Consider the following 22479-nt stretch of genomic DNA (forward strand, 5'->3'; position numbering starts at 1 on the left):
AAACTTCGTTCAGGCAGATTTAGGGGCTAAGCACGGGGATGGGCGCGGTCGTAGACTTCCAGCAATCTGGAGGAGTCGACGCCGGTATAGACCTGGGTTGTCGAGAGGCTCGCATGGCCGAGCAGTTCCTGGATGGTGCGCAAATCCCCGCCGCCGGCAAGCAAATGCGTTGCGAAGGAATGCCGCAGCGCATGTGGGGTTGCCGTCTCCGGCAGGCCGAAGGCGCTCCGGAGCTTCTGCATTTCCCGCTGGATGATCGCCGGCTGCAGCGGACCGCCGCGGGCGCCCCGGAAGAGCGGCTTTTCGGCTTCCAGATGGTAGGGGCAGAGTTTCTTGTAGGTCTCCACGGCGTCGAAAACGATCTGGAGCAGCGGCACGAGGCGAGTCTTGCCGCCCTTGCCGGTGATCCGCAGCGTCGTTGCACCCGGCGTCAGGTCGATGGGGCGGAGGCCGAGCGCCTCCGAGATGCGCAGGCCGCAGCCGTAGAGCAGGGTCAGCACGGCGGCATCGCGGGCGGCGATCCACGGCTCTTCCTGTAGCTGCGCGCCGGTGGTGACGAGATTGAGCGCCTGCCTGTCGGTCAGCGGCTTCGGCAGGGATTTTGGCTGCTTCGGAGCGCGGATTGCACCGGCGGCCGCGGCGTTCACCAGGCCCTTGCGCTCGAGATAACGAAGAAATGAACGAAGCCCGGCAAGATGCCGGCCGAGCGACCGCGCGCCCGAACCCTCGCGGCGGCGGGCTGCCAGGAAGGCGCGCAGGTCGGCCGGACGCAGGGTGTGGATATCTGAGATTTTCGCCGGACCTGCCAGATGTCCGGTTAGAAACGTCAAGAACTGCCTCGTGTCGCGCTCATAGGCATCGAGCGTGTTCTGCGAAAGCCGGCGCTCGCTCGCCAGGCCCTCCAGCCATTCCTTGCGTTTTTCGGTCAGATCCGGCGCGGCGATAATCAGCAGTTCGTTCAAGATCTGACCCGTTGAATTTCGAGAGGTTGCGCCCCAGATTGCTCTGGACGGCGTTACGAAATCCCTAAACCTGCCTTAGTCCTGGGTAACGATGTCATCGTTCGATCATACGGGGCTGCGATACCAAGCAGGTCCTGCCTGCGGGAGTTTCTATGGCGCGCCGTGATTCTACGACCACTCTTGGACAGTTCGCGGAAACAATCGCCCTCGTTTCACAAGGCAGACCCGGTCACATCGTCGACACGCTGATCGCCGAACGCGGCCAGCGGATCGTTCAGAACCCGCTCTGGCCGGTGATGCGGCCGTTTCTCTACACGCTGTTGCGTTATGGACGGGCGATCAAATTCGCCAACGACATCTCCACGCTCAACGGCTTCCAGTGCTTCGAATACATGAGCAACCTCCTGAAGCTGGATGTCACGGTCGCCAATGCCGAGCGCATTCCCGAAAAGGGCGGCTTCATTCTCGTCAGCAACCATCCGACCGGGATTGCCGACGGGGTTGCCGTCTTCGACCTCCTGAAGGCGCGGCGTCCGGACATGATGGTTTTTGCCAACCGTGATGCGGTGCGCGTCAATCCGCGTTTTTCCGAGATGATCATTCCCGTTGAATGGCGGGAGGAGCACAAGACCAAACTCAAGGCGCGCGAGACGCTGGTTCTCACCAACAAGACCGTCGAGGACGGCAAGGTGATGGTGCTGTTTCCTTCGGGGCGCATCGCCTACTGGGCGGAGGGCAAACTGAACGAGCGTCCGTGGAAGACATCCGCCGTCAGCCTGGCGCGTAAATACAACATGCCGATCCTGCCGATCCACATGCGGGCGCGCAATTCCGGCCTGTTCTACTGGTTTGCCAAATGGTCGACGGAGCTGCGCGACATGACGGTGTTCTACGAACTCCTCAACAAGAAGGGCGACCATTTCGATTTCACCGTGGGTCAGATGATCCCGCCGAGCGCGCTGGATGGCGATATGACGGAGGTCACCAAGGCGCTTGAACAGCACACGGTGTTCGAGCTTGCGGCTGATGGCGACGCGACGTTCAAGCCTGCCGAGAAATCGCAGACGGCTTCGGCGGCATGAAGGACATGCGCCCCGCGGATACAGCTCCACTGGAGATAGGCGTGGTGGTTGCTCCGCTAGGCAACCCGCTCGCGGGCGATATCGTGATGCTCGCCGAGACCGCCAGGCAGGACGGTTATAATCACATCCTGCGGATCGCCGAGGAATGGTCTGCGGGGATCAATCGCTTCGAGCGACGCGGTGAAAGCCTGCTCGGCGCCCATGATCAGGGGCGGCTGATCGCGGTCGGCGGGATGACGGTCGAGCCGTCGCGCGCCGACTGGCTGCGGATGCGCCGCTTTTATGTGTCGCGGCAATACCGGGGCAGGGGGATTGGCAGGCGTCTTGCCGAACACCTGCTCGAACACGCCCGCTCCTTCGCGCCGGTGGTGACGGTCCACGCCGGCAGCGACGATGCCATCAGTTTCTGGCAGGCCATGGGGTTTCAGGCGCTGACGGGCGAGAGCTATACGCATACCCTGAGCCTGAGCGACGTTTTTCCCGCCATTCTTCGGCTAGACCCGTTCTCCGACTAGGAATGGAGCATGCTGCTTCGCTCGATGTTTGCCGCCAACTACCGCTCTCTGCGCTCGATCCGCATGGATCTGGCCGGCGTGAACCTGTTCATCGGTGAGAACGGTGTCGGAAAATCCAATCTCTACCGTGCCCTGCAGCTGGTGCAGGCGGCTGTTCGCGGCAATCTTGCCTATGAGATCGCAGCCGAAGGCGGCATGGCCTCGGCGCTCTGGTCCGGTCAGCGCCGGCAGGAGAAGAATTTCCGCATCAAGCTTGAGGTCGAGGTTCTTGACGAAGAGCGGGCGGTGACGTTCCACTACCGGGTCGAGGCAGGGCTTCGTCCGCCTATCGATGCGGCGGGCTTTGCCTTCGAGCCGCAGGTGAAGGAAGAGGAGCTTATCGTTGAAACCGGTGCGCGGCCCGTGACGATGATAAAACGTACCGGGCCGGGGATCATGGTGCGTGGGACAAGCGGTCGCATGGAGGAGTATCCCGAAAAGGCGATGACCTCGGAAACGGCAATCGCGCTGCTCGGCGATGCCGGCCACTATCCGGAAGCAGGGGCTTTTCGGCGATTGATCGACGGCTGGCGGTTCTTCCATGGTTTTCGAACGGATCGCGATTCCACCCTGCGGCAGCCCTGCCTTGCCGTTACCTCGCCGCTGCTGGATCAGGACGGAGGGAACATGGCGGCGGTGTTCGCGACACTCGTCCACACCCGCGGGGATACGGTGGAGCTCGACCGCGCCGTTGCTGCGGCTCTGGGCGGGGCGAAACTGCATGTGCTTGAGCCAGGCGAATATGCGGAATTCGGCCTGATCTTTCCGGATCTCCCCAAACGGGTGTTTCAGCCGCGCGAGCTTTCCGACGGGCAGATCCGTTTTCTCGGGCTTGCGGCCGCGTTGATGTCCTATCGCCAGCCGCCGCTGATTGCGCTCAACGAGCCGGAGGCGAGTCTGCATCCGGATATGCTGGCGCCGCTGGCGGACATGATCGCCCAGGCCGCTCGCTACAGCCAGATCTGGATCGTTACTCATTCGGAGCCGCTTGCTTCCGCCATCGAGGAACGTTGCGGCACGCGGCCGCGGCGGGTGATACGAAAGGATGGTGCGACCTGGATCCAGGGCATGCGGCTGACCGGCGTCATCGATGACGACGAGGACGATGAGTAGTCCTGTTTAGGGTTCACTTTTGTTCCGCATTTGGGCATGGTCCCGCCCATGGGCATAGATTCGTCCGATCTCTTCGGTTCACTGTTCGAAGCGCCGTCATTGGCAAGGGTGGTGCCGGTCCTGGTGCCGCTGCCGGTGCCGGGCGCCTATAGCTATGCCGTGCCGGAGGGCGTGCATGTGGAGCCCGGTTCGGTCGTGCAGGTGCCGGTTGGCCCGCGGCAGCTGATCGGCGTCGTCTGGGACGGGGACAACGACGACAGGCTCGACCCGAAGAAGCTGAGGCCGATCACGCTGGTCTTCGATTGCCCGCCGCTCTCCAAGGAAATGCGCGACTTCGTCGACTGGGTGGCGAGCTATACGCTGTCGCCGCCGGGCCTCGTGGCGCGCATGGCGATCCGCGCGCCGGCGGCGCTCGATCCGGAGCCGATGGTCGAAGGCCTGCGTTATCTCGGCGGCCAGCCGGAGCGGTTGACACCGGCGCGTGCCCGGGTGCTCGATCTCGCGGGCGAGGAGGAAATTCCGTGGACGCGCAGTGGGCTGGCGCATGCCGCCGGCGTCTCGATGAGCGTTGTCGACGGGCTAACGGCCCAGGGCATATTCGAGACTGTCTTCCTGCCCCCGCCGCCGGTCGTCGCGCTACCCGATCCGGATTATATTACTCCGCGCATCGAGGGGCCGCAGAAACAGGCGTCCGTGGATATCCTCGACTCAATCCGGGCCGGCGGGTTCTCCGCCTCGCTGATCGATGGCGTGACCGGTTCGGGCAAGACGGAGGTCTATTTCGAGGCGATCGCCGAAACGCTGCGGCGTGGAAAGCAGGTGCTGATTCTGCTGCCGGAAATCGCGTTGACCTCGAGCTTCCTCGAGCGCTTTCAGGAGCGGTTCGGCGCCAAGCCAGGCGAATGGCATTCGGACCTTGCCCCCCGCATGCGCGAAAAGGTCTGGCGCGGCGTGGTGACCGGCGAGGTGAAGGTGGTGGCCGGTGCGCGTTCGGCGCTGTTCCTGCCGTTCGAGGATCTCGGCCTGATTATCGTCGACGAGGAGCACGACCCTGCCTACAAGCAGGAGGATCGGGTCTTCTACAACGCGCGCGACATGGCGGTGGTGCGAGCCCGGATCGGCGATTTTCCGATCGTGCTGGTTTCCGCGACGCCTTCGGTGGAGAGCCAGGTCAACGGCTTGGCCGGCCGCTACAACACGGTGCACCTGCCGACCCGTTTCGGCGACGCGGCGATGCCGGACCTGCATCTGATCGACATGCGGCGCCACCCGCCGGAGCGCGGCGGCTTCCTGTCGCCGGTGCTTTTGCGCGCCATGAAGAAAACCCTGGAGCGGAAGGAGCAGTCGCTGCTGTTCCTCAATCGCCGTGGTTATGCGCCGCTGACCCTCTGCCGCGTCTGCGGCCACCGGTTCCAATGCCCGCAATGTTCGAGCTGGCTGGTGGAGCACCGGTTCAAGAGCCAGATCCAGTGCCATCAATGCGGTTATTCGGAGCGCACGCCGGAAGCGTGTCCCGAATGCGGGACCTTCGACCACCTCGTCGCCTGCGGCCCGGGTGTCGAGCGGATTGCCGAGGAAGTCGAAAAGCATTTTCCGGAAGCGCGGACGATCGTCATGTCGTCGGACCTGCTCGGCGGCGTCAAGCGCATGCGGCTGGAGCTGGAGGCGATCGCCAAGGGCGAAGCGGACATCGTCATCGGCACCCAGCTAGTCGCCAAGGGGCACAATTTTCCGCTGATGACGCTGGTCGGCATCGTCGATTCCGATCTCGGCCTTTCGAACGGCGATCCGCGCGCCGCCGAGCGCACCTTCCAGCTTCTCTCCCAGGTGACGGGGCGTGCCGGGCGAACCGGCCTCAAGAGCCATGGCCTGCTGCAGACCTTCCAGCCGCAGCATCCGGTGATGCAGGCGATCGTCTCCGGCGATGCCGGCGCTTTCTACGAGCGGGAGATTGCCGAGCGCGAGAAGGCGATCCTGCCGCCGTTCGGCCGGCTTGCCTCGCTGATCGTCTCCGCCGATACCCGGGCGGATGCTGAAACCCATGCGCGGGGCCTGAGGGCCGCCGCGCCAAAAGTCACCGGCATTTCGGTGCTCGGTCCGGCGGAAGCGCCGCTGGCGCTGGTGCGCGGCCGGCACCGCTTCCGGCTTTTGGTGCATGGACGGCGCAATTCCGACATGCAGGCGTTTCTGCGGGCTATGCTGGAAAACGGCCCGAAACAGCGCGGGTCCGTTCAGATCCAGCTCGATATCGATCCGCAGAGCTTCCTTTAGCGGAATGGCTCAGCCCGGCGGCAGGCCGCCGAGATAGAGGATGCTGCGGTTCTGCAGCTTGTCGAGCAGGGCATGCAGGGCCGGATCGGGAAAACGTTTTTCGAAGGGTTGCGCCCAGGCGATGTCGTCGGCATGGAGCTTGATCTCCTCCTGCTTCACGCCGGCTTTTGTATCGAATGCCTGGGGGTTGTCGATGCTGGCGGCGGCGGTTTTCACCAGTCGGCCCAGCGCCGCGTTGCGCTCGGCATAGAGATCCTTGCCGTTGGCCGCGGCGAGCTCGGCAATGCTGACGAGCGGGGCCGCGGCGAAGAGATGGTAGTGGAGGGCGCGGGCGCGGCGGTCCATTTCGAGCGGCAGCGTGCCGTCCGGGCGGATCTGGGCGATGCCGACACGGAAACTCTCCATGCCCCAATCGGTCAGGTCCTCGCGGTTTGCGGCAATGCCGGCAGCCATGGCCGCAAAACCGCTCCAGTAACGATGGTTGTTGCGGCCATCCATCTTGTTATCGCGATCATCGTAATAGGTCATGTTCCGCTCGGCGATCCTCGCCAGCCAGTGCGGAACGGCGTCGGTCGCGGAAGCCGGCACCCCGCGCGCGGAGCGGACTTTAAGCCAGGCCACCGAAAACGCACCCAGCATCCAGCCCTGCACGTAAACCGCCTGGTTGCTGGACATCGGACCGGAGAGAACTCCGGAACGGGCGAGCGTCGAAAGCCAGGATGCGGCGCAGACGGCGGAGGATGCATCACCCGTCGTGCGATACCGGTCGGCCATCGCCTCGATCTTCCGTGCGGCGGCCTGCAGGGGCTTCACCGCATCGTCATAGGCCTGCTTGCGGGCGGGATCGATGACCGAGTGGGCCTTGTCGCTATAGTAGTCTGCCGTCTCAAGGCCGGCCGGGAGGTTCGGCGCCGGCCCGCATTTCTCCGGGGTTGTGGCCGCCGCCGCGGGCGGATTGTCCCAGGGGCTTTTTACCATCTGGTCGGCGAGGGCAGGCGAGAGGCGTGAGACCGCGATCGCGACAGCCAGGGCCGAGAGCCGGAAAATTCTTGTCGTCGTCGTCATTCCGTTTCTCCTGATCGGCTGCCGCATCGTCTAACCGGCCCGAGAATTCGCCGTTTTTCGACTTGTTTATCCAAATGGTTATAATCGAACGAATCGAATGAAACGAGGGCCGGATGGAACTCTATTTTCCCACGGAATTCGGCGAACGGGTCGCCTTTGTCTGTGCGGCGGTAACCGCCGCGCTCGGTCTTCTCGTTTTCCTGTTTCCCGCTTTCGTCCTGCGCCTGACCGCATTCCAGATCGGCGAGGTGCGGCCGGAAGGTTATGCCGCGGTCCGCTCCGCCGGCGCCCATCATCTGGGCTTCGGTCTGGCGGCGATCATGCTCGCCCAGGACTGGATCTACATGACGCTTGGCATTGCGCTCGGATTTGCCGCCCTGGGGCGGTTGCTGTCCTGTGCCCTGGATCGAGGCTTCACCCCCAGAAATATAGCGTTTTCCCTACTTCAGGTTGCGCTTGCCGGCGGGCCGCTCGCCTATGTCTTCGGCTATATCTGACGCATAATTCGAAGATTGCAGGCGGTTGCCTGCCGAAAATCCCTCCGCTTCCGGTATAAAATCGCTCTCAGCCCTTGCGTGTCCGGCTTTTTCCGTTATCAGGCGTGTTGCGAGTCCTTACAGCCTATGCTAGACGGACCGCGAAAGTCGGAAAGGGTAGGGCGCAAGCTCTGCAGGTTCTGAGAAAAAATCAAACGATTTCAAGCTCTTGCTTCACCTCTCCCGTAGGGTCTGGCGCTTGGATGGCAATACAGGGAAACTGTGCCCGTGGCTGACACGTCCCAGCTTATTTCCGGTGTAGCGGAGCGTTATGCTTCCTCGCTTTTCGAACTGTCCCTCGAGGCTGGTTCGATCGACAAGGTCGGTGCCGATCTTGATCGTTTTCAGGCGCTGCTGGATGAGAGTGAAGACCTGCGACGCCTGGTCGCAAGCCCGGTATTTTCCGCCGAAGATCAGCAGAAGGCCGTGCTCGCCGTTGCCGAGCGAGCTGGCATTTCCGGTCTCGTCGCCAATTTCCTGAAGGTGGTCGCCGGCAATCGTCGTCTTTTCGCGATGCCTGGCATGATCCGCGCCTTCCGCCAGATCGCCGCAGAGCATCGCGGTGAAATCACTGCCGAGGTCACCTCGGCGCATGCGCTTTCCCAGGCGCAGGAAAATGAACTCAAGTCGGCGCTGAAGGGCGTAACCGGCAAGGATGTGACAATCGCCGTGACCATCGACCCGTCGATCCTCGGCGGCCTGATCGTCAAGGTCGGTTCTCGTCAGATCGATACTTCCCTTCGCACCAAACTTTCCACCCTTAAGCTTGCACTGAAAGAGGTTGGCTGATGGATATCCGCGCCGCGGAAATTTCCGCAATTCTGAAAGACCAGATCAAGAACTTCGGCCAGGAGGCTGAGGTTTCCGAAGTCGGACAGGTTCTGTCCGTCGGCGACGGCATTGCCCGCGTCTACGGTCTGGACAACGTCCAGGCCGGTGAGATGGTCGAATTCCCGGGCGGCATCCGTGGTATGGCGCTGAACCTCGAAGCCGACAACGTCGGCGTCGTCATCTTCGGTTCCGACCGTGCGATCAAGGAAGGCGACACCGTCAAGCGGACCGGCGCCATCGTCGACGTTCCGGTTGGTCCGGAACTGCTCGGCCGCGTCGTCGACGCACTCGGCAACCCGATCGACGGCAAGGGCCCGATCAACGCGACCCGCCGTTCGCGCGTCGACGTCAAGGCTCCGGGCATCATTCCGCGCAAGTCGGTTCATGAGCCGATGTCGACCGGCCTCAAGGCCATCGATGCGCTCATCCCGGTCGGCCGCGGCCAGCGCGAGCTGGTCATCGGCGACCGCCAGACCGGCAAGACCGCGATCATTCTCGACACGATCCTCAACCAGAAGGCCATTCACGACAACGGCCCGGAGTCGGAAAAGCTGTTCTGCGTCTACGTCGCTATCGGCCAGAAGCGCTCGACGGTTGCCCAGTTCGTGAAGGTTCTCGAAGAGCGCGGCGCCCTGCCGTACTCGATCATCGTTGCTGCGACCGCTTCCGATCCGGCTCCGATGCAGTATCTCGCACCGTTCGCCGGTTGCGCCATGGGCGAATACTTCCGCGATAACGGCATGCATGCCCTGATCGGTTACGACGACCTTTCCAAGCAGGCCGTCGCCTACCGCCAGATGTCGCTTCTGCTGCGCCGCCCGCCGGGCCGCGAAGCCTATCCGGGCGACGTTTTCTACCTGCATTCCCGTCTTCTGGAGCGCGCTGCAAAGCTCTCCGACGAGCGCGGCAATGGTTCGCTGACGGCTCTGCCGGTCATCGAAACCCAGGGCAACGACGTTTCGGCCTTCATTCCGACCAACGTGATCTCGATCACCGACGGCCAGATCTTCCTTGAAACCGACCTGTTCTATCAGGGTATCCGCCCGGCCGTTAACGTCGGCCTGTCGGTTTCCCGCGTCGGCTCGGCTGCGCAGGTCAAGGCGATGAAGCAGGTTGCCGGCTCGATCAAGGGCGAACTCGCCCAGTATCGCGAAATGGCTGCCTTCGCCCAGTTCGGCTCCGACCTCGACGCCTCGACGCAGCGCCTCTTGAACCGCGGTGCACGCCTGACGGAACTTCTGAAGCAGCCGCAGTTCGCGCCGCTGAAGACGGAAGAGCAGGTTGCGGTGATCTTCGCTGGCGTCAACGGCTACCTCGACAAGATAGCGGTTGCCCAGGTCGGCAAGTTCGAACAGGGCTTCCTGTCGTACCTCCGCTCCGAAGGCAAGGCTATCCTCGATGCGATCCGCACCGACAAGCAGCTTTCCGACGACACCCGCGCGAAGCTGAAGGCCGCTCTCGACAGCTACGCCAAGTCTTTCGCCTGAGAACGGATCAATCTCGAGGACCGATAACGGATGCCTTCACTTAAGGATCTGAAAAACCGGATCGCCTCCGTCAAGGCGACGCAGAAGATCACCAAGGCGATGAAAATGGTCGCCGCGGCGAAGCTGCGCCGTGCTCAGGAGGCGGCCGAGGCCGCCCGTCCTTACGCGGAACGCATGACCAAGGTGCTGGCAGGCCTCTCGGCCGCCAATGCCGGCAATGCGGAAGCGCCGCTCCTGCTTTCGGGCACGGGCAAGGATCAGGTTCATCTCTTGATCGTCGCGACCGGCGAACGCGGTCTGGCCGGGGGCTTCAATTCCTCGATCATCCGTCTCGCCCGCGATCACGCGCTGAAGCTGCTTGCCCAGGGCAAGACGGTGAAGATCATCACCGTCGGCCGCAAGGGCAACGACATCCTGCGCCGCACGTTCAAGGACAACATCGTCGATTACGTGACGTTCCGCGAAATCAAGCAGCTCGGTTTCGCCCAGGCCGACGAGGTGGCACACAAGGTGCTCGCGCTCTACAATGCCGGCGAATTCGACATCGCGACGCTGTTCTACGCACGTTTTCAGTCGGTGATCTCGCAGGTGGCGACCGCCTCGCAGATCATCCCGGCCAAGTTCGACGCGACGCAGGCTGCGGATGCCTCCTCGGCGCTCTACGAATACGAGCCGAGCGAAGAGGAAATCCTCGAAGACCTGCTGCCGAAGAACGTCGCTGTGCAGATCTTCCGGGCGCTGCTCGAAAACAACGCTTCCTTCTATGGCGCGCAGATGTCCGCGATGGACAACGCGACGCGCAATGCCGGTGACATGATCAACAAGCTGACGCTCTCCTACAACCGTCAGCGTCAGGCGCAGATCACCAAGGAACTCATCGAAATCATTTCGGGCGCGGAAGCGCTCTGAGGTAAAGAAAGAGGGTAAGAATCATGGCTACCGCAACGGGCACGTCCCTCGGCAAGGTGACCCAGGTTATCGGCGCTGTCGTCGACGTCGCTTTCGACGGCGAACTGCCGGCGATTTTGAACGCGCTTGAAACCGACAACAACGGCAACCGCCTCGTTCTCGAAGTCGCGCAGCACCTCGGCGAAAGCGCCGTCCGCACCATCGCGATGGACTCGACCGAAGGTCTGGTTCGTGGTCAGCGGGTCACGGATACCGGAGCTCCGATCACCGTTCCGGTCGGTCCGGAAACGCTCGGCCGCATCATGAACGTCATCGGCGAGCCGGTCGACGAAGCAGGTCCGCTCGTCACCTCCGGCAAGCGCGCCATCCACCAGGAAGCGCCTTCCTACGTCGAGCAGTCGACCGAAGGCCAGATCCTGGTCACCGGCATCAAGGTCGTCGACCTTCTCGCGCCTTACGCAAAGGGCGGCAAGATCGGCCTCTTCGGCGGTGCAGGCGTCGGCAAGACGGTTCTGATCATGGAACTCATCAACAACGTCGCGAAGGCACACGGCGGTTACTCCGTGTTCGCAGGCGTCGGTGAGCGTACCCGCGAAGGCAACGACCTTTACCACGAAATGATCGAATCGGGCGTTAACAAGCATGGCGGCGGCGAAGGCTCCAAGGCCGCTCTCGTCTACGGCCAGATGAACGAACCGCCGGGCGCCCGCGCTCGCGTCGCTCTGACGGGTCTGACGATCGCTGAAGACTTCCGCGACAAGGGCCAAGACGTTCTGTTCTTCGTCGACAACATCTTCCGCTTCACCCAGGCAGGTTCGGAAGTGTCGGCTCTGCTCGGCCGTATTCCTTCGGCTGTGGGCTATCAGCCGACGCTCGCCACCGACATGGGCCAGATGCAGGAACGCATCACCACCACGACCAAGGGCTCGATCACCTCGGTTCAGGCCATCTACGTTCCCGCCGACGACTTGACCGACCCGGCGCCGGCAACCTCGTTCGCCCACTTGGATGCAACGACTGTTCTGTCGCGTTCGATCGCCGAAAAGGGCATCTATCCGGCCGTCGACCCGCTCGACTCCACCTCGCGCATGCTCGACCCGCTGGTCGTCGGCGAAGAGCACTATGATATCGCCCGCAAGGTGCAGACGACCCTGCAGCGCTACAAGTCTCTTCAGGACATCATCGCCATCCTCGGCATGGACGAACTGTCCGAAGAGGACAAGATGACCGTCCAGCGCGCCCGCAAGATCGAGCGCTTCCTGTCCCAGCCGTTCTTCGTCGCAGAAGTCTTCACCGGTTCGCCGGGTAAGCTGGTTGCACTCGAAGACACGATCAAGGGCTTCAAGGGCCTCGTCAACGGCGACTACGACCATCTTCCGGAAGCTGCCTTCTACATGGTCGGCTCGATCGAAGAAGCCGTCGAAAAGGCCAAGAAGCTGGCCGAAGCCGCCTGATCTTGAACGAGGACGGCGCGCGGGAACTTTTCCGGCGCGCCTTTCCTGCATAAAACACGCGGGCTTCTCGGCAAGGAATTGCCTCGATGCCCTGGTGATTTAGTTTTTCGCAATCCCGGACGCAAAACCGCTCTGCACTTTTGCTGGAATTGCTTTGAGGAAGTGGACCTTCATGGCCGAGGCTTTCAACTTTGAACTGGTTTCGCCCGAGCGCCTGCTCGTCTCGGAAAAGGTCACCGAAGTGGTGATCCCTGCGACGCTTGGCGAAATGACGGTGCTTGCCAATCACGCGCCGACGATGACGACCATCAAGCCGGGTGTAGTTTCGGTGAAGCTTGCTTCCGGCCAGGTCAACAAATACGTGGTTTTCGGTGGCTTCGCCGACATTCTGCCGACCGGCTGCACGCTGCTTGCCGAATCTGCGGTTCCGGCGAGCGAGCTGACCCACGCGACGCTGCAGAAGCGGATCGAGACGACGCAGGCCGAGATCAACCACGCGCAGAGCGACGAGCACAAGACCAAGCTCGAGCAGTTCCTGGCGGAACTGACGCACCTGAACGGCGTCGTCAATCCGGCCTGATACGTCAAAATTCTCTGCGAAAGAGCAAGGCGGTCCGAAAGGCCGCCTTTTTCTTTGGGCGGTGGTTAGTTCCTCTGGCGGCTACCGTTGTGACCGGATGGCCGCTTGTATGTGCCGCGCCATCTTGTTAGCCCTTGTCGGCGGAGGAACGCGATGATCGACAAGCTGGAATTTTTCATTGCCCTGGCGCGCGAAAGCCATTTCGGCCGGGCGGCGGAGGAATGCGGCATCTCGCAGCCGTCATTGTCGGCCGCCATCCGCCAACTCGAAGAACAGCTCGGCGTGCAGCTGGTGGTGCGCGGCTCGCGCTATCAGGGCCTGACACCGGAAGGCCAGCGGGTGCTGGAATGGGCAAAACGCATCGTCGGCGATGCGCGCACCATGCGCGAGGAAATGCGGGCCGCCCGCAAGGGTCTTGCCGGTCATATCCGGCTTGCGTCGATCCCGACGGCGCTGGCGATGATCCCCAGGCTGACCGAACCCTTCCAGGCCAAGCATCCGGACGTCACCTTTTCCGTCGTCTCGCGCAATTCCCTGCAGGTGCTTTCGCAGCTCGACAATTTCGAAATCGACGCGGGCATTACCTATCTCGACAACGAGCCATTGGGGCGGGTGACGAGCGTGCCGCTTTATGCGGAGCGCTATAATCTGGTGACGGCCGAGGGCGCGCCTTATGCGGACCGGGAAAGCGTCACGTGGAAGGAGATGGCCGATCTTAGGCTCTGTCTATTGACGCCCGACATGCAGAACCGCCGGATCATCAACCAGCACCTCGCGCAAGCCGGCGTGACAGTGAAGCCGATGCTCGAATCGAACTCGATGGTGGTGCTGCTTTCGCATGTGGGCACCGGGCGCTGGGCGAGCATCATGCCGCGCAACGTGGCGCGATCCTTCGGATTTGCCAAGCAGATCCGGACAATCCCGCTTGTCGAGCCGGAAGCCAGCCACATCGTCGGGCTTGTCGCGACCCACCGCGAGCCCTTCACGCCGCTAGTCTCGGCTCTGCTTCACGAGGCGCGGAGCCTTACCCCCGCCGCCATGGCTTGATAGCTTTTTTCTATCGCGTAACCGATCTCCTTTATTGACGGTTGCGGCCCCGGTTGCGACATTCCATTCCCAGTAGGCGAAGTACGATTGTCGGACAACTTCGTCAGCTTTCTGATCCGCATACGGGCATGGTGGCGCCGACGCCACCGGGCCGGAAACGGGTCAGCCGGGAGGCTATGACATATGAATATGCGTATTTCCGCTGGTGAGTTCACCGAGCGGTCGCTTCAGATCATCAGGGATCTGAAGCATCTGGAAGGCCCGATGCTGCCGATCCTGCATGCGATCCAGGCGGAGTTCGGTTATGTGCCGGAAGAGGTGAAGCCGGTCATCGCCAGCGAACTCAACCTGTCGCGCGCCGAAGTGCATGGGGTCGTGACCTTCTATCATGAATTCCGCGACCACCCGGCGGGCAGGCATGTGCTAAAGCTCTGTCGCGCCGAAGCCTGCCAGTCGATGGGAAGCGACCGCATGGCGGACCACGCCCGGCAGCTTCTCGGGATCGACTTCCATCAGACGACGCTCGATGGTTCGGTGACGCTGGAAGCCGTGTACTGTCTCGGGCTCTGTGCCTGCGCGCCGGCCGCGATGCTCGATGGCGAAGTTTTTGGCCGCGTCGACGAACTCTGTCTTAGCGAAATCATTGCGGAGGCACGTCGATGACGGTGACGATTTTTGTTCCGCGCGATGCCGCAGCGCTCGCACTTGGTGCCGAAAAGGTGGCGAACGCGATTGCCCAGGAGATTGCAGCCCGCGGCTTGGATGCAAAAGTCGTGCGCAACGGCTCGCGTGGCATGTTCTGGCTGGAGCCATTGATCGAGGTGAGTACCGAACACGGGCGTATCGCCTATGGGCCGGTCAAGGCCGGCGACGTCAAGGGACTGTTCGATTCGGGTTTTCTGGAGGGTGGACAGCATGCTTTGCATCTCGGGCCGACCGAGGACATTCCATTCCTGCGCCAGCAGACGCGGCTGACCTTCTCCCGTTGCGGCGTCACGGATCCGCTGTCGCTGGATGACTATCGCCAATATCAGGGCCTCAAGGGCCTTGAGACTGCGATCGCCATGACTGGCGCCGAGATCGTCGCCCAGGTCACCGACAGTGGTCTTCGCGGGCGCGGCGGCGCCGGCTTTCCGACCGGGATCAAGTGGAAAACGGTGATGGATGCGGCGGCCAGCCAAAAATACATCGTCTGCAATGCGGATGAGGGCGACAGCGCCACGTTTGCGGACCGGATGATCATGGAGGGCGATCCCTTCGTGCTGATCGAAGGCATGATCATCGCCGGCATCGCGACGGGCGCCACCAAGGGTTACGTCTATACCCGGTCTGAATATCCGCATGCCATCGCGACGATGACTGAGGCCGTTGAGATCGCCCGCGCGGCCGGCATTCTCGGCCCGTCGGTGATGGGTTCAGAGTTCGCCTTCGACATGGAGATCCGCTCCGGCGCCGGCGCCTATGTCTGCGGCGAGGAGACATCGCTGCTGAATTCGCTGGAAGGCAAGCGCGGCATCGTGCGCGCCAAGCCGCCGCTGCCGGCGCTGCAAGGGTTTCTCGGCCGCCCGACGGTCGTCAACAACGTCATCTCGCTTGCATCGGTGCCTGTGATCATGGATCGCGGCGCTGCGTTTTATCGCGACTTCGGCATGGGACGTTCACGGGGCACGATCCCGATCCAGATCGCCGGCAATGTCAAATACGGCGGCCTTTATGAGACGGCCTTTGGCCTGTCGCTCGGCGAGATCGTCGACCATATCGGCGGCGGCACGGCGACCGGACGGCCGGTGAAGGCGGTGCAAGTGGGCGGGCCGCTTGGGGCCTATTTCCCGCGCGCGCTGTTCGATACGCCGTTCGACTATGAGGCTTTCGCGGCTCGGGACGGGCTGATCGGCCATGCCGGCATCACCGTGTTCGACGATAGTGCCGACATGCTGAAACAGGCGCGGTTCGCGATGGAATTCTGCGCCATCGAGAGCTGCGGCAAGTGCACGCCCTGCCGCATCGGTTCGACCCGCGGCGTCGAAACGGCCGACAAGATTGCGCAAGGGATCGAGCCGGAGAAGAACAAGGCGCTGCTCGCCGACCTCTGCAACACGATGAAGTTTGGCTCGCTCTGCGCGCTCGGCGGGTTCACGCCCTATCCGGTGATGAGCGCGATGAACCACTTTCCGGAGGATTTTTCTCCGGCGCCGATGGTGGAGGCGGCGGAATGATAGCCCTGCGCGCGTCAGCTCCGGCTGAACTCCGGAGCACCCCCCTCTGCCCTGCCGGGCATCTCCCCCTCAAGGGGGGAGATCGGCTGGGGGCTTGCTCACCACTGACGATTTCACGCCTCATTTTCCGCGACGCATTCTCTGAAGCGAAGGTCGTGCCGCTGGTGATCTCCCCCCTTGAGGGGGAGATGGCCGGCAGGCCAGAGGGGGGTAATCTCGCCCGCCGTGCGTCGCGCAATTTCACTTCCATACAGGAGACACACAATGTCCCTCGTTCATGAAATCGACTACGGCACGCCGGCCTCGCGCTCGGAAGCGCAGGTGACACTCACCATCGATGGCCGCGCCATCACCGTGCCGGAAGGCACCTCGATCATGCGCGCTTCGATGGAGGCCGGCATCAAGGTGCCGAAACTCTGCGCCACCGACATGGTCGACGCCTTCGGGTCCTGCCGCCTCTGTCTCGTCGAGATCGAAGGCCGCAACGGCACCCCGGCCTCGTGCACCACGCCGGTCATGCCGGGCATGGTCGTGCACACGCAGACCGGCCGGCTGAAGGACATCCGCAAAGGGGTCATGGAGCTCTATATCTCCGACCACCCGCTCGACTGTCTCACCTGCGCCGCCAACGGTGACTGCGAATTGCAGGACATGGCCGGCGCGGTGGGCCTTCGTGATGTTCGTTACGGCTACGAAGGCGACAATCACGTCAAGGCTCGCAACGACGGCGCGATCAACGCCAAGTGGATGCCGAAGGACGAGTCGAATCCCTATTTCACCTATGATCCTTCGAAATGCATCGTCTGCTCGCGCTGCGTCCGCGCCTGCGAAGAAGTGCAGGGCACGTTCGCGCTGACGATCGAGGGCCGCGGGTTCGAAAGTCGCGTTTCGCCCGGCGCCCACGAACATTTCCTCGATTCCGAATGCGTCTCCTGCGGCGCCTGCGTGCAGGCCTGCCCGACGGCGACGCTCACCGAAAAATCGGTGATCGCGATCGGCCAGCCGGAACATTCGGAAGTGACCACCTGCGCCTATTGCGGCGTCGGCTGCTCCTTCAAGGCGGAAATGCGCGGTGAAGAGCTTGTGCGCATGGTGCCGTGGAAGGACGGGCAGGCGAACCGCGGCCATTCCTGCGTCAAGGGCCGCTTTGCCTATGGCTACGCAACCCACAAGGACCGCATCCTCAACCCGATGATCCGCGAGAATATCTCCGATCCGTGGCGGGAAGTGACCTGGGACGAGGCCTTTTCGCACGTGGCCTCGGAATTTCGCCGCATCCAGTATCAGTACGGCCGGGAATCGATCGGCGGCATCACCTCGTCGCGCTGCACCAATGAAGAAACCTTCCTCGTCCAGAAGCTGATCCGCGCCGGCTTCGGCAACAACAATGTCGATACCTGTGCCCGCGTCTGCCATTCGCCGACCGGTTACGGTCTCGGCCAGGCGTTCGGCACGTCTGCCGGCACGCAGAATTTCGACTCGGTCGAGCATACCGACGTCGCCATCGTCATCGGCGCCAACCCGACCGACGGCCATCCCGTGTTCGGTTCGCGCTTGAAGAAGCGGCTGCGCCAGGGCGCCAAGCTAATCGTCATCGATCCGCGGCGCATCGATCTCGTCCGCACACCGCATGTGGAGGCCGATTATCACCTGCCGCTGCAGCCGGGCACCAATGTTGCCGTACTGACGGCGCTCGCCCATGTCATCGTCACCGAAGGCCTCTTCGATGAGAAGTTCATCCGCGAACGTTGCGACTGGTCCGAGTTCGAGGACTGGGCCGGCTTCGTTTCGGAAGACGCACACAGCCCGGAGGTGACCGAGAAATATACCGGCGTGCCGGCGGACCTCGTGCGCGGTGCGGCCCGGCTTTACGCCAAGGGCGGCAACGGGGCGATCTATTACGGCCTCGGCGTCACCGAGCACAGCCAGGGTTCGACCACGGTCATGGCGATCGCCAACCTTGCGATGGTCACCGGCAATATCGGCCGTCCGGGCGTCGGCGTGAACCCGCTGCGCGGCCAGAACAATGTCCAGGGTTCCTGCGACATGGGTTCGTTCCCGCACGAACTGCCGGGCTATCGCCATATCTCGGACGATGCGACCCGCGACACGTTTGAAAAACTGTGGGGCGTGACGCTCAACAACGAACCGGGCCTGCGTATTCCGAATATGCTGGATGCGGCCGTCGAGGGCACGTTCAAGGGAATCTACATCCAGGGCGAGGACATCCTGCAGTCCGACCCGGACACCAAGCACGTCTCGGCCGGTCTTGCCGCAATGGAATGCGTCGTCGTCCACGATCTTTTCCTCAACGAGACCGCCAATTACGCGCATGTCTTCCTGCCAGGTTCGACCTTCCTCGAAAAGGACGGCACGTTCACCAATGCCGAGCGCCGCATCAACCGCGTCCGCAAGGTGATGAGCCCGAAGAACGGTTATGCCGACTGGGAGGTCACCCAGAAGCTCGCCCAGGCGATGGGGCTTGCCTGGAACTATGCCCATCCGTCCGAGATCATGGACGAGATCGCCGTATCGACGCCGAGCTTCGCGCTGGTTTCCTATGACTATCTCGATAAGATGGGCTCGGTTCAGTGGCCGTGCAACGAGGCGCATCCGGTCGGTTCGCCGATCATGCATGTCGACGGTTTCGTGCGCGGCAAGGGCAAGTTCATCCGCACCGAATATGTCGCGACCGACGAACGTACCGGTCCGCGGTTCCCGCTGCTGCTGACGACAGGTCGAATTCTCTCGCAGTACAATGTCGGCGCCCAGACGCGCCGTACCGAAAATGTCACCTGGCATGCGGAAGACCGGCTGGAAATCCATCCGCACGATGCCGAACAGCGCGGCATCAAGGAAGGCGACTGGATCAAGCTCGCCAGCCGTTCGGGCGATACGACGCTCAGGGCGCTGATCACCGATCGCGTCGCGCCGGGCGTGGTCTATACGACCTTCCACCACCCGAACACGCAGGCAAACGTCATCACCACCGACTTCTCCGACTGGGCGACTAACTGCCCGGAATACAAGGTGACGGCGGTGCAGGTATCGCCCTCCAACGGTCCAACCGAGTGGCAGAGCGATTATGACGAGTTGTCGCGGCGGTCTCGTCGGATCGCGGGGAAACTGGAGGCTGCTGAGTGATGCAATTGCTTGGCGTGCTTCGCGTTACCCCCCTCTGCCTGCCGGCATCTCCCCCACAAGGGGGGAGATCGGCAAGACGCGCCGCCGGTATTCTTCAGCATTGGAAATACGTTTGCTCACTCGATTACGTTGATAGTGGGCTGGACATCGCCACATCCGATCTCCCTCCTTGTGGGGGAGATGCCCGGCAGGGCAGAGGGGGGTATTCCTGCCCCGACGTTCGATGACCTTATTCAACACCACCGCCACAGCCCCCGAGATCGCGCGCCGTAACGGCGTGACCCGCGCCGGCTCGCGGGTGGTTCCGGAAGAAGTGGCGATCGCCTTTTCCTATGGCGGGTCGACCCATGCGGTGATGATGGGTACGCCTGCCGATCTCGAGGATTTCGCGGTCGGTTTCAGTCTGACGGAAGGCATCATCGCGTCTATTGCGGAGATCGAGAGCATCGCCGTCGTCGAGGAGGGTGCCGGTCTCGATGTCCAGGTGACGCTTGCCGAGGATAAGGAAGACGCGTTGCGCGCCCGCCGGCGGCATATGGCTGGGCCGGTCGGTTGCGGACTGTGCGGCATCGAATCTATTGAGCAGGCCATGCGCCCGGTACCGGATGTTTCCGCGGTGACGATGGCGCTCAGCCCGAAAGAGGTGAGCGAAGCTGTCGCGGCGCTCAACAGTGCGCAGCCGCTGCATCGGCAAACCCATGCGGTTCACGGCGCCGGCTTCGTCGTGCCAGGCAAGGGACTGGTTGCCGTGCGCGAGGATGTCGGCCGCCACAATGCGCTCGACAAGCTTGCCGGAGCGGTCATCGCCAAGGGCCTCAAGGGTTCTGAGGGCGTCGTGGTCGTTACCAGCCGGATTTCGGTCGAGATGGTGCAGAAAACGGCGATCCTCGGCAGTCCAGTGCTGATCGCCATTTCCGCGCCGACAGCACTTGCCATCCGAACGGCGGAGGCGGCGGGCATGACCCTGATCGCGCTGACCCGCGGTGAGGATTTCGAGATTTTTACGCGTACCGATCGCATAACCACTGGAGTTGTCGCCGATGTCGCATGACCAAAGCCCCGAGCAACTGGTGCTCGACAAGCTGGTCCGGATGGCCAACCAGATCGCCACCTTCTTTCTGTCGCAGCCGGAAAGTGTCCGCGCGGAGGGCGTTGCGACGCATATCAACAAGTTCTGGGAGCCGCGCATGCGCCGGCATCTTTTCGAGCATCTCGACAATGGCGGGGCGGGACTGCTGCCGCTCGTGGTCGAGGCGTCGACGCTGATCCGCCGGCCGGAAGCCAAGGTTGGGTCGAGTGTCGGCGTCGGCCAGGATGCGAGGCAGGGCGCGCCGGGTGGCAAGGGGCCCGCTGAGGGAGAATCGCTGTCCGAGCCGAGCATTCCGGAGAGCGCCGCATGAATTCATCCATCCGGCAAGTGAGGGGCTGGAGGAGGAATAGAGCATAGCCGTCATCCAGAGGGAGGATATTTTTTAATGGCAATTGCAGACACGACGAACGAGGGCCTGACAGGCAATGTCGGGCTCCTCGATAGGGAACGTATTATCGCAAAACCGGGCTTCAATCGCTGGCTGGTGCCGCCGGCAGCTTTGGCTATTCACCTTTGCATCGGCATGGCATATGGCTTCAGCGTCTTCTGGCTGCCGCTGTCCCGCGCCCTAGGTACCACGCAGGACCCGTCCTGCGCCAGCCTCAACCTCATCTCGGCCCTGTTCACGACAAGCTGCAACTGGCGTGTCGCGGACCTCGGGTGGATTTACACGCTGTTTTTCGTGCTGCTCGGTTGCTCGGCGGCGATCTGGGGCGGCTGGCTGGAACGGGTCGGTCCGCGCAAGGCCGGTTTCGTCTCGGCCTGCTGCTGGTGCGGCGGCATTATCGTCGCGGCCATCGGCGTCATGACCCATCAGCTGTGGCTGATGTGGATCGGCGCCGGCGTCATCGGCGGTGTTGGCCTCGGTCTCGGCTATATCTCGCCGGTCTCGACGCTGATCAAATGGTTCCCGGACCGCCGCGGCATGGCGACCGGCATGGCCATCATGGGCTTTGGAGGCGGCGCGATGATCGGTGCTCCGCTTGCCAACCTGCTGATGAACTATTTCAAGACCGGTACTTCGGTCGGCGTCTGGCAGACCTTCATCTGCATGGCGGTCATCTATTTCTGCTTCATGATGGGCGGCGCCTTTGGTTACCGCATCCCGCCGGCCGGCTGGCGTCCCGAAGGCTGGACGCCTCCGGTCTCCAAGACGACGATGATCACCGCCAGGCATGTCCATCTGCGCGACGCACACAAGACCAAGCAGTTCTGGCTGATCTGGGCGGTGCTTTGCCTGAACGTTTCGGCTGGCATCGGCGTTATCGGCATGGCCTCGCCGATGCTGCAGGAAATCTTCGCCGGATCGCTGATCGGCCTGCCGAACCTGACCTTCTCGCAGCTCGATGCGAGCCAGAAGGCACAGATCGCCACGATTGCCGCCGGCTTTGCCGGGCTTCTATCGCTCTTCAATATCGGCGGGCGCTTCTTCTGGGCGTCGCTCTCCGACAAGATCGGCCGCAAGAACACATATTATACGTTCTTCGTTCTCGGCATCGTGCTCTACGCACTTGCTCCGACGCTTGCCGACATGGGCAACAAGGCGCTCTTCGTACTCGCCTTCGGCATCATCCTGTCCATGTATGGCGGCGGCTTTGCGACCATCCCCGCCTATCTCGCGGATATCTTCGGCACCCAGTTCGTCGGCGCGATCCACGGTCGCCTGCTGACGGCATGGGCGACCGCCGGCATCCTCGGGCCGGTCGTCGTCAACTACATCCGCGAAGCGCAGCTCACCGCTGGCGTTCCCGCCGGACCGGCGCTCTATACCGGCACGATGTATATCCTTGCCGGTATGCTGGTGTTGGGTCTGGTCGCCAACGCGCTGGTGCGTCCGCTTGCCGACAAATGGTTCATGTCGGACCACGAAGTTGCTTCGCTGCAGGCAAAGACGGCTGCCGCGAATGCCGGTCCGACCGGCTCCTTCGGCATCGGCACCGGCGGGCTGGATGCCAAGGCGGCGATCGCCTGGGCCGTGGTCGGCATTCCGCTCCTCTGGGGCGTCTGGGTGACGCTGCGGAGCAGTCTGGTGCTGTTCGGCTGACATTCGGCAACAGGAATGACGAGGGGCGGCTTGTCGAAGCCGCCCTTTCTTTTTGCCTTGCACGCAAATGTGAGGATGAAAACGGAGGCGGCTC

Annotated in this window: 19 protein-coding genes; 17 read left to right on the forward strand and 2 right to left on the reverse strand. The window is 62.7% G+C overall.

Annotated elements, in window-relative coordinates:
- Positions 1-26: 26 nt before the first annotated feature.
- Positions 27-962, reverse strand: a complete 936-nt coding sequence (locus AC1DLT_RS16210; protein WP_477487397.1) for a tyrosine recombinase XerC — start codon at positions 960-962, stop codon at positions 27-29.
- A gap of 152 nt (positions 963-1114) precedes the next feature.
- Here AC1DLT_RS16210 and AC1DLT_RS16215 point away from each other — a divergent pair, with 152 nt between their 5' ends.
- Genes AC1DLT_RS16215 through AC1DLT_RS16230 form a run of 4 tightly spaced genes read left to right on the forward strand, consistent with a single transcriptional unit; the run spans position 1115 to position 5982 of the window.
- A complete protein-coding gene (locus tag AC1DLT_RS16215) occupies positions 1115-2044 on the forward strand; it encodes a GNAT family N-acetyltransferase (protein ID WP_247137222.1) in 930 nt (309 codons plus the stop codon).
- A 44-nt stretch (positions 2045-2088) separates the two neighbouring features.
- Positions 2089-2559 (forward strand): GNAT family N-acetyltransferase, encoded by a 471-nt coding sequence (locus AC1DLT_RS16220; RefSeq protein WP_477487398.1) that lies wholly within the window; start codon positions 2089-2091, stop codon positions 2557-2559.
- 9 nt (positions 2560-2568) lie between these two features.
- The gene (locus AC1DLT_RS16225; RefSeq protein ID WP_477487399.1) at positions 2569-3711 is read left to right on the forward strand and encodes an AAA family ATPase; all 1143 of its coding nucleotides are present in this window, start codon (positions 2569-2571) and stop codon (positions 3709-3711) included.
- A gap of 48 nt (positions 3712-3759) precedes the next feature.
- Positions 3760-5982: a primosomal protein N' gene (locus tag AC1DLT_RS16230; RefSeq protein WP_477487400.1), complete on the forward strand. Its 2223-nt coding sequence runs from the start codon at positions 3760-3762 to the stop codon at positions 5980-5982.
- A 9-nt stretch (positions 5983-5991) separates the two neighbouring features.
- On the opposite strand, the gene AC1DLT_RS16235 is transcribed toward AC1DLT_RS16230, so the two are convergent.
- On the reverse strand, positions 5992-7047 hold the full coding sequence (locus AC1DLT_RS16235) for an alginate lyase family protein (protein ID WP_477487401.1): 1056 nt from the start codon (positions 7045-7047) through the stop codon (positions 5992-5994).
- 113 nt (positions 7048-7160) lie between these two features.
- Here AC1DLT_RS16235 and AC1DLT_RS16240 point away from each other — a divergent pair, with 113 nt between their 5' ends.
- The 13 genes from AC1DLT_RS16240 (at position 7161) to AC1DLT_RS16300 (ending at position 22385) form a co-directional block, all read left to right on the forward strand.
- A complete protein-coding gene (locus tag AC1DLT_RS16240) occupies positions 7161-7544 on the forward strand; it encodes an AGROH133_08824 family phage infection protein (RefSeq protein ID WP_477487402.1) in 384 nt (127 codons plus the stop codon).
- Positions 7545-7805: 261 nt separating this feature from the next.
- Positions 7806-8372 (forward strand): F0F1 ATP synthase subunit delta, encoded by a 567-nt coding sequence (locus tag AC1DLT_RS16245; RefSeq protein WP_080950990.1) that lies wholly within the window; start codon positions 7806-7808, stop codon positions 8370-8372.
- Positions 8372-9901, forward strand: a complete 1530-nt coding sequence (atpA, locus tag AC1DLT_RS16250) for a F0F1 ATP synthase subunit alpha (RefSeq protein ID WP_105440268.1) — start codon at positions 8372-8374, stop codon at positions 9899-9901. The genes AC1DLT_RS16245 and atpA overlap by 1 nt, the downstream gene beginning before the upstream one ends.
- 30 nt (positions 9902-9931) lie before the next feature.
- Positions 9932-10810, forward strand: coding sequence for a F0F1 ATP synthase subunit gamma (locus AC1DLT_RS16255; RefSeq protein ID WP_038590766.1), 879 nt, complete (start codon positions 9932-9934; stop codon positions 10808-10810).
- Positions 10811-10833: 23 nt separating this feature from the next.
- On the forward strand, positions 10834-12264 hold the full coding sequence (atpD, locus tag AC1DLT_RS16260) for a F0F1 ATP synthase subunit beta (RefSeq protein ID WP_436110975.1): 1431 nt from the start codon (positions 10834-10836) through the stop codon (positions 12262-12264).
- A gap of 172 nt (positions 12265-12436) precedes the next feature.
- Positions 12437-12844, forward strand: coding sequence for a F0F1 ATP synthase subunit epsilon (locus tag AC1DLT_RS16265; RefSeq protein ID WP_038546471.1), 408 nt, complete (start codon positions 12437-12439; stop codon positions 12842-12844).
- Between the two features lie 153 nt (positions 12845-12997).
- On the forward strand, positions 12998-13891 hold the full coding sequence (locus AC1DLT_RS16270; protein ID WP_477487403.1) for a LysR family transcriptional regulator: 894 nt from the start codon (positions 12998-13000) through the stop codon (positions 13889-13891).
- A 183-nt stretch (positions 13892-14074) separates the two neighbouring features.
- Entirely contained in the window at positions 14075-14554 is a 480-nt protein-coding gene (locus AC1DLT_RS16275; RefSeq protein WP_477487404.1) for a formate dehydrogenase subunit gamma, read from the forward strand.
- Entirely contained in the window at positions 14551-16107 is a 1557-nt protein-coding gene (locus AC1DLT_RS16280) for a formate dehydrogenase beta subunit (protein WP_247137210.1), read from the forward strand. Before AC1DLT_RS16275 ends, AC1DLT_RS16280 begins: the two co-directional genes overlap by 4 nt.
- A 264-nt stretch (positions 16108-16371) precedes the next feature.
- The gene (gene fdhF, locus AC1DLT_RS16285) at positions 16372-19251 is read left to right on the forward strand and encodes a formate dehydrogenase subunit alpha (RefSeq protein WP_477487405.1); all 2880 of its coding nucleotides are present in this window, start codon (positions 16372-16374) and stop codon (positions 19249-19251) included.
- A 223-nt stretch (positions 19252-19474) separates the two neighbouring features.
- The gene (gene fdhD / locus AC1DLT_RS16290) at positions 19475-20302 is read left to right on the forward strand and encodes a formate dehydrogenase accessory sulfurtransferase FdhD (protein ID WP_247137208.1); all 828 of its coding nucleotides are present in this window, start codon (positions 19475-19477) and stop codon (positions 20300-20302) included.
- Positions 20292-20651, forward strand: a complete 360-nt coding sequence (locus AC1DLT_RS16295) for a formate dehydrogenase subunit delta (RefSeq protein WP_477487406.1) — start codon at positions 20292-20294, stop codon at positions 20649-20651. The genes fdhD and AC1DLT_RS16295 overlap by 11 nt, the downstream gene beginning before the upstream one ends.
- A 75-nt stretch (positions 20652-20726) precedes the next feature.
- Positions 20727-22385 (forward strand): OFA family MFS transporter, encoded by a 1659-nt coding sequence (locus AC1DLT_RS16300; RefSeq protein ID WP_038546450.1) that lies wholly within the window; start codon positions 20727-20729, stop codon positions 22383-22385.
- Positions 22386-22479 lie beyond the last annotated feature (94 nt).

It is taken from the genome of Neorhizobium sp. 05N33 (genome assembly GCF_056397445.1).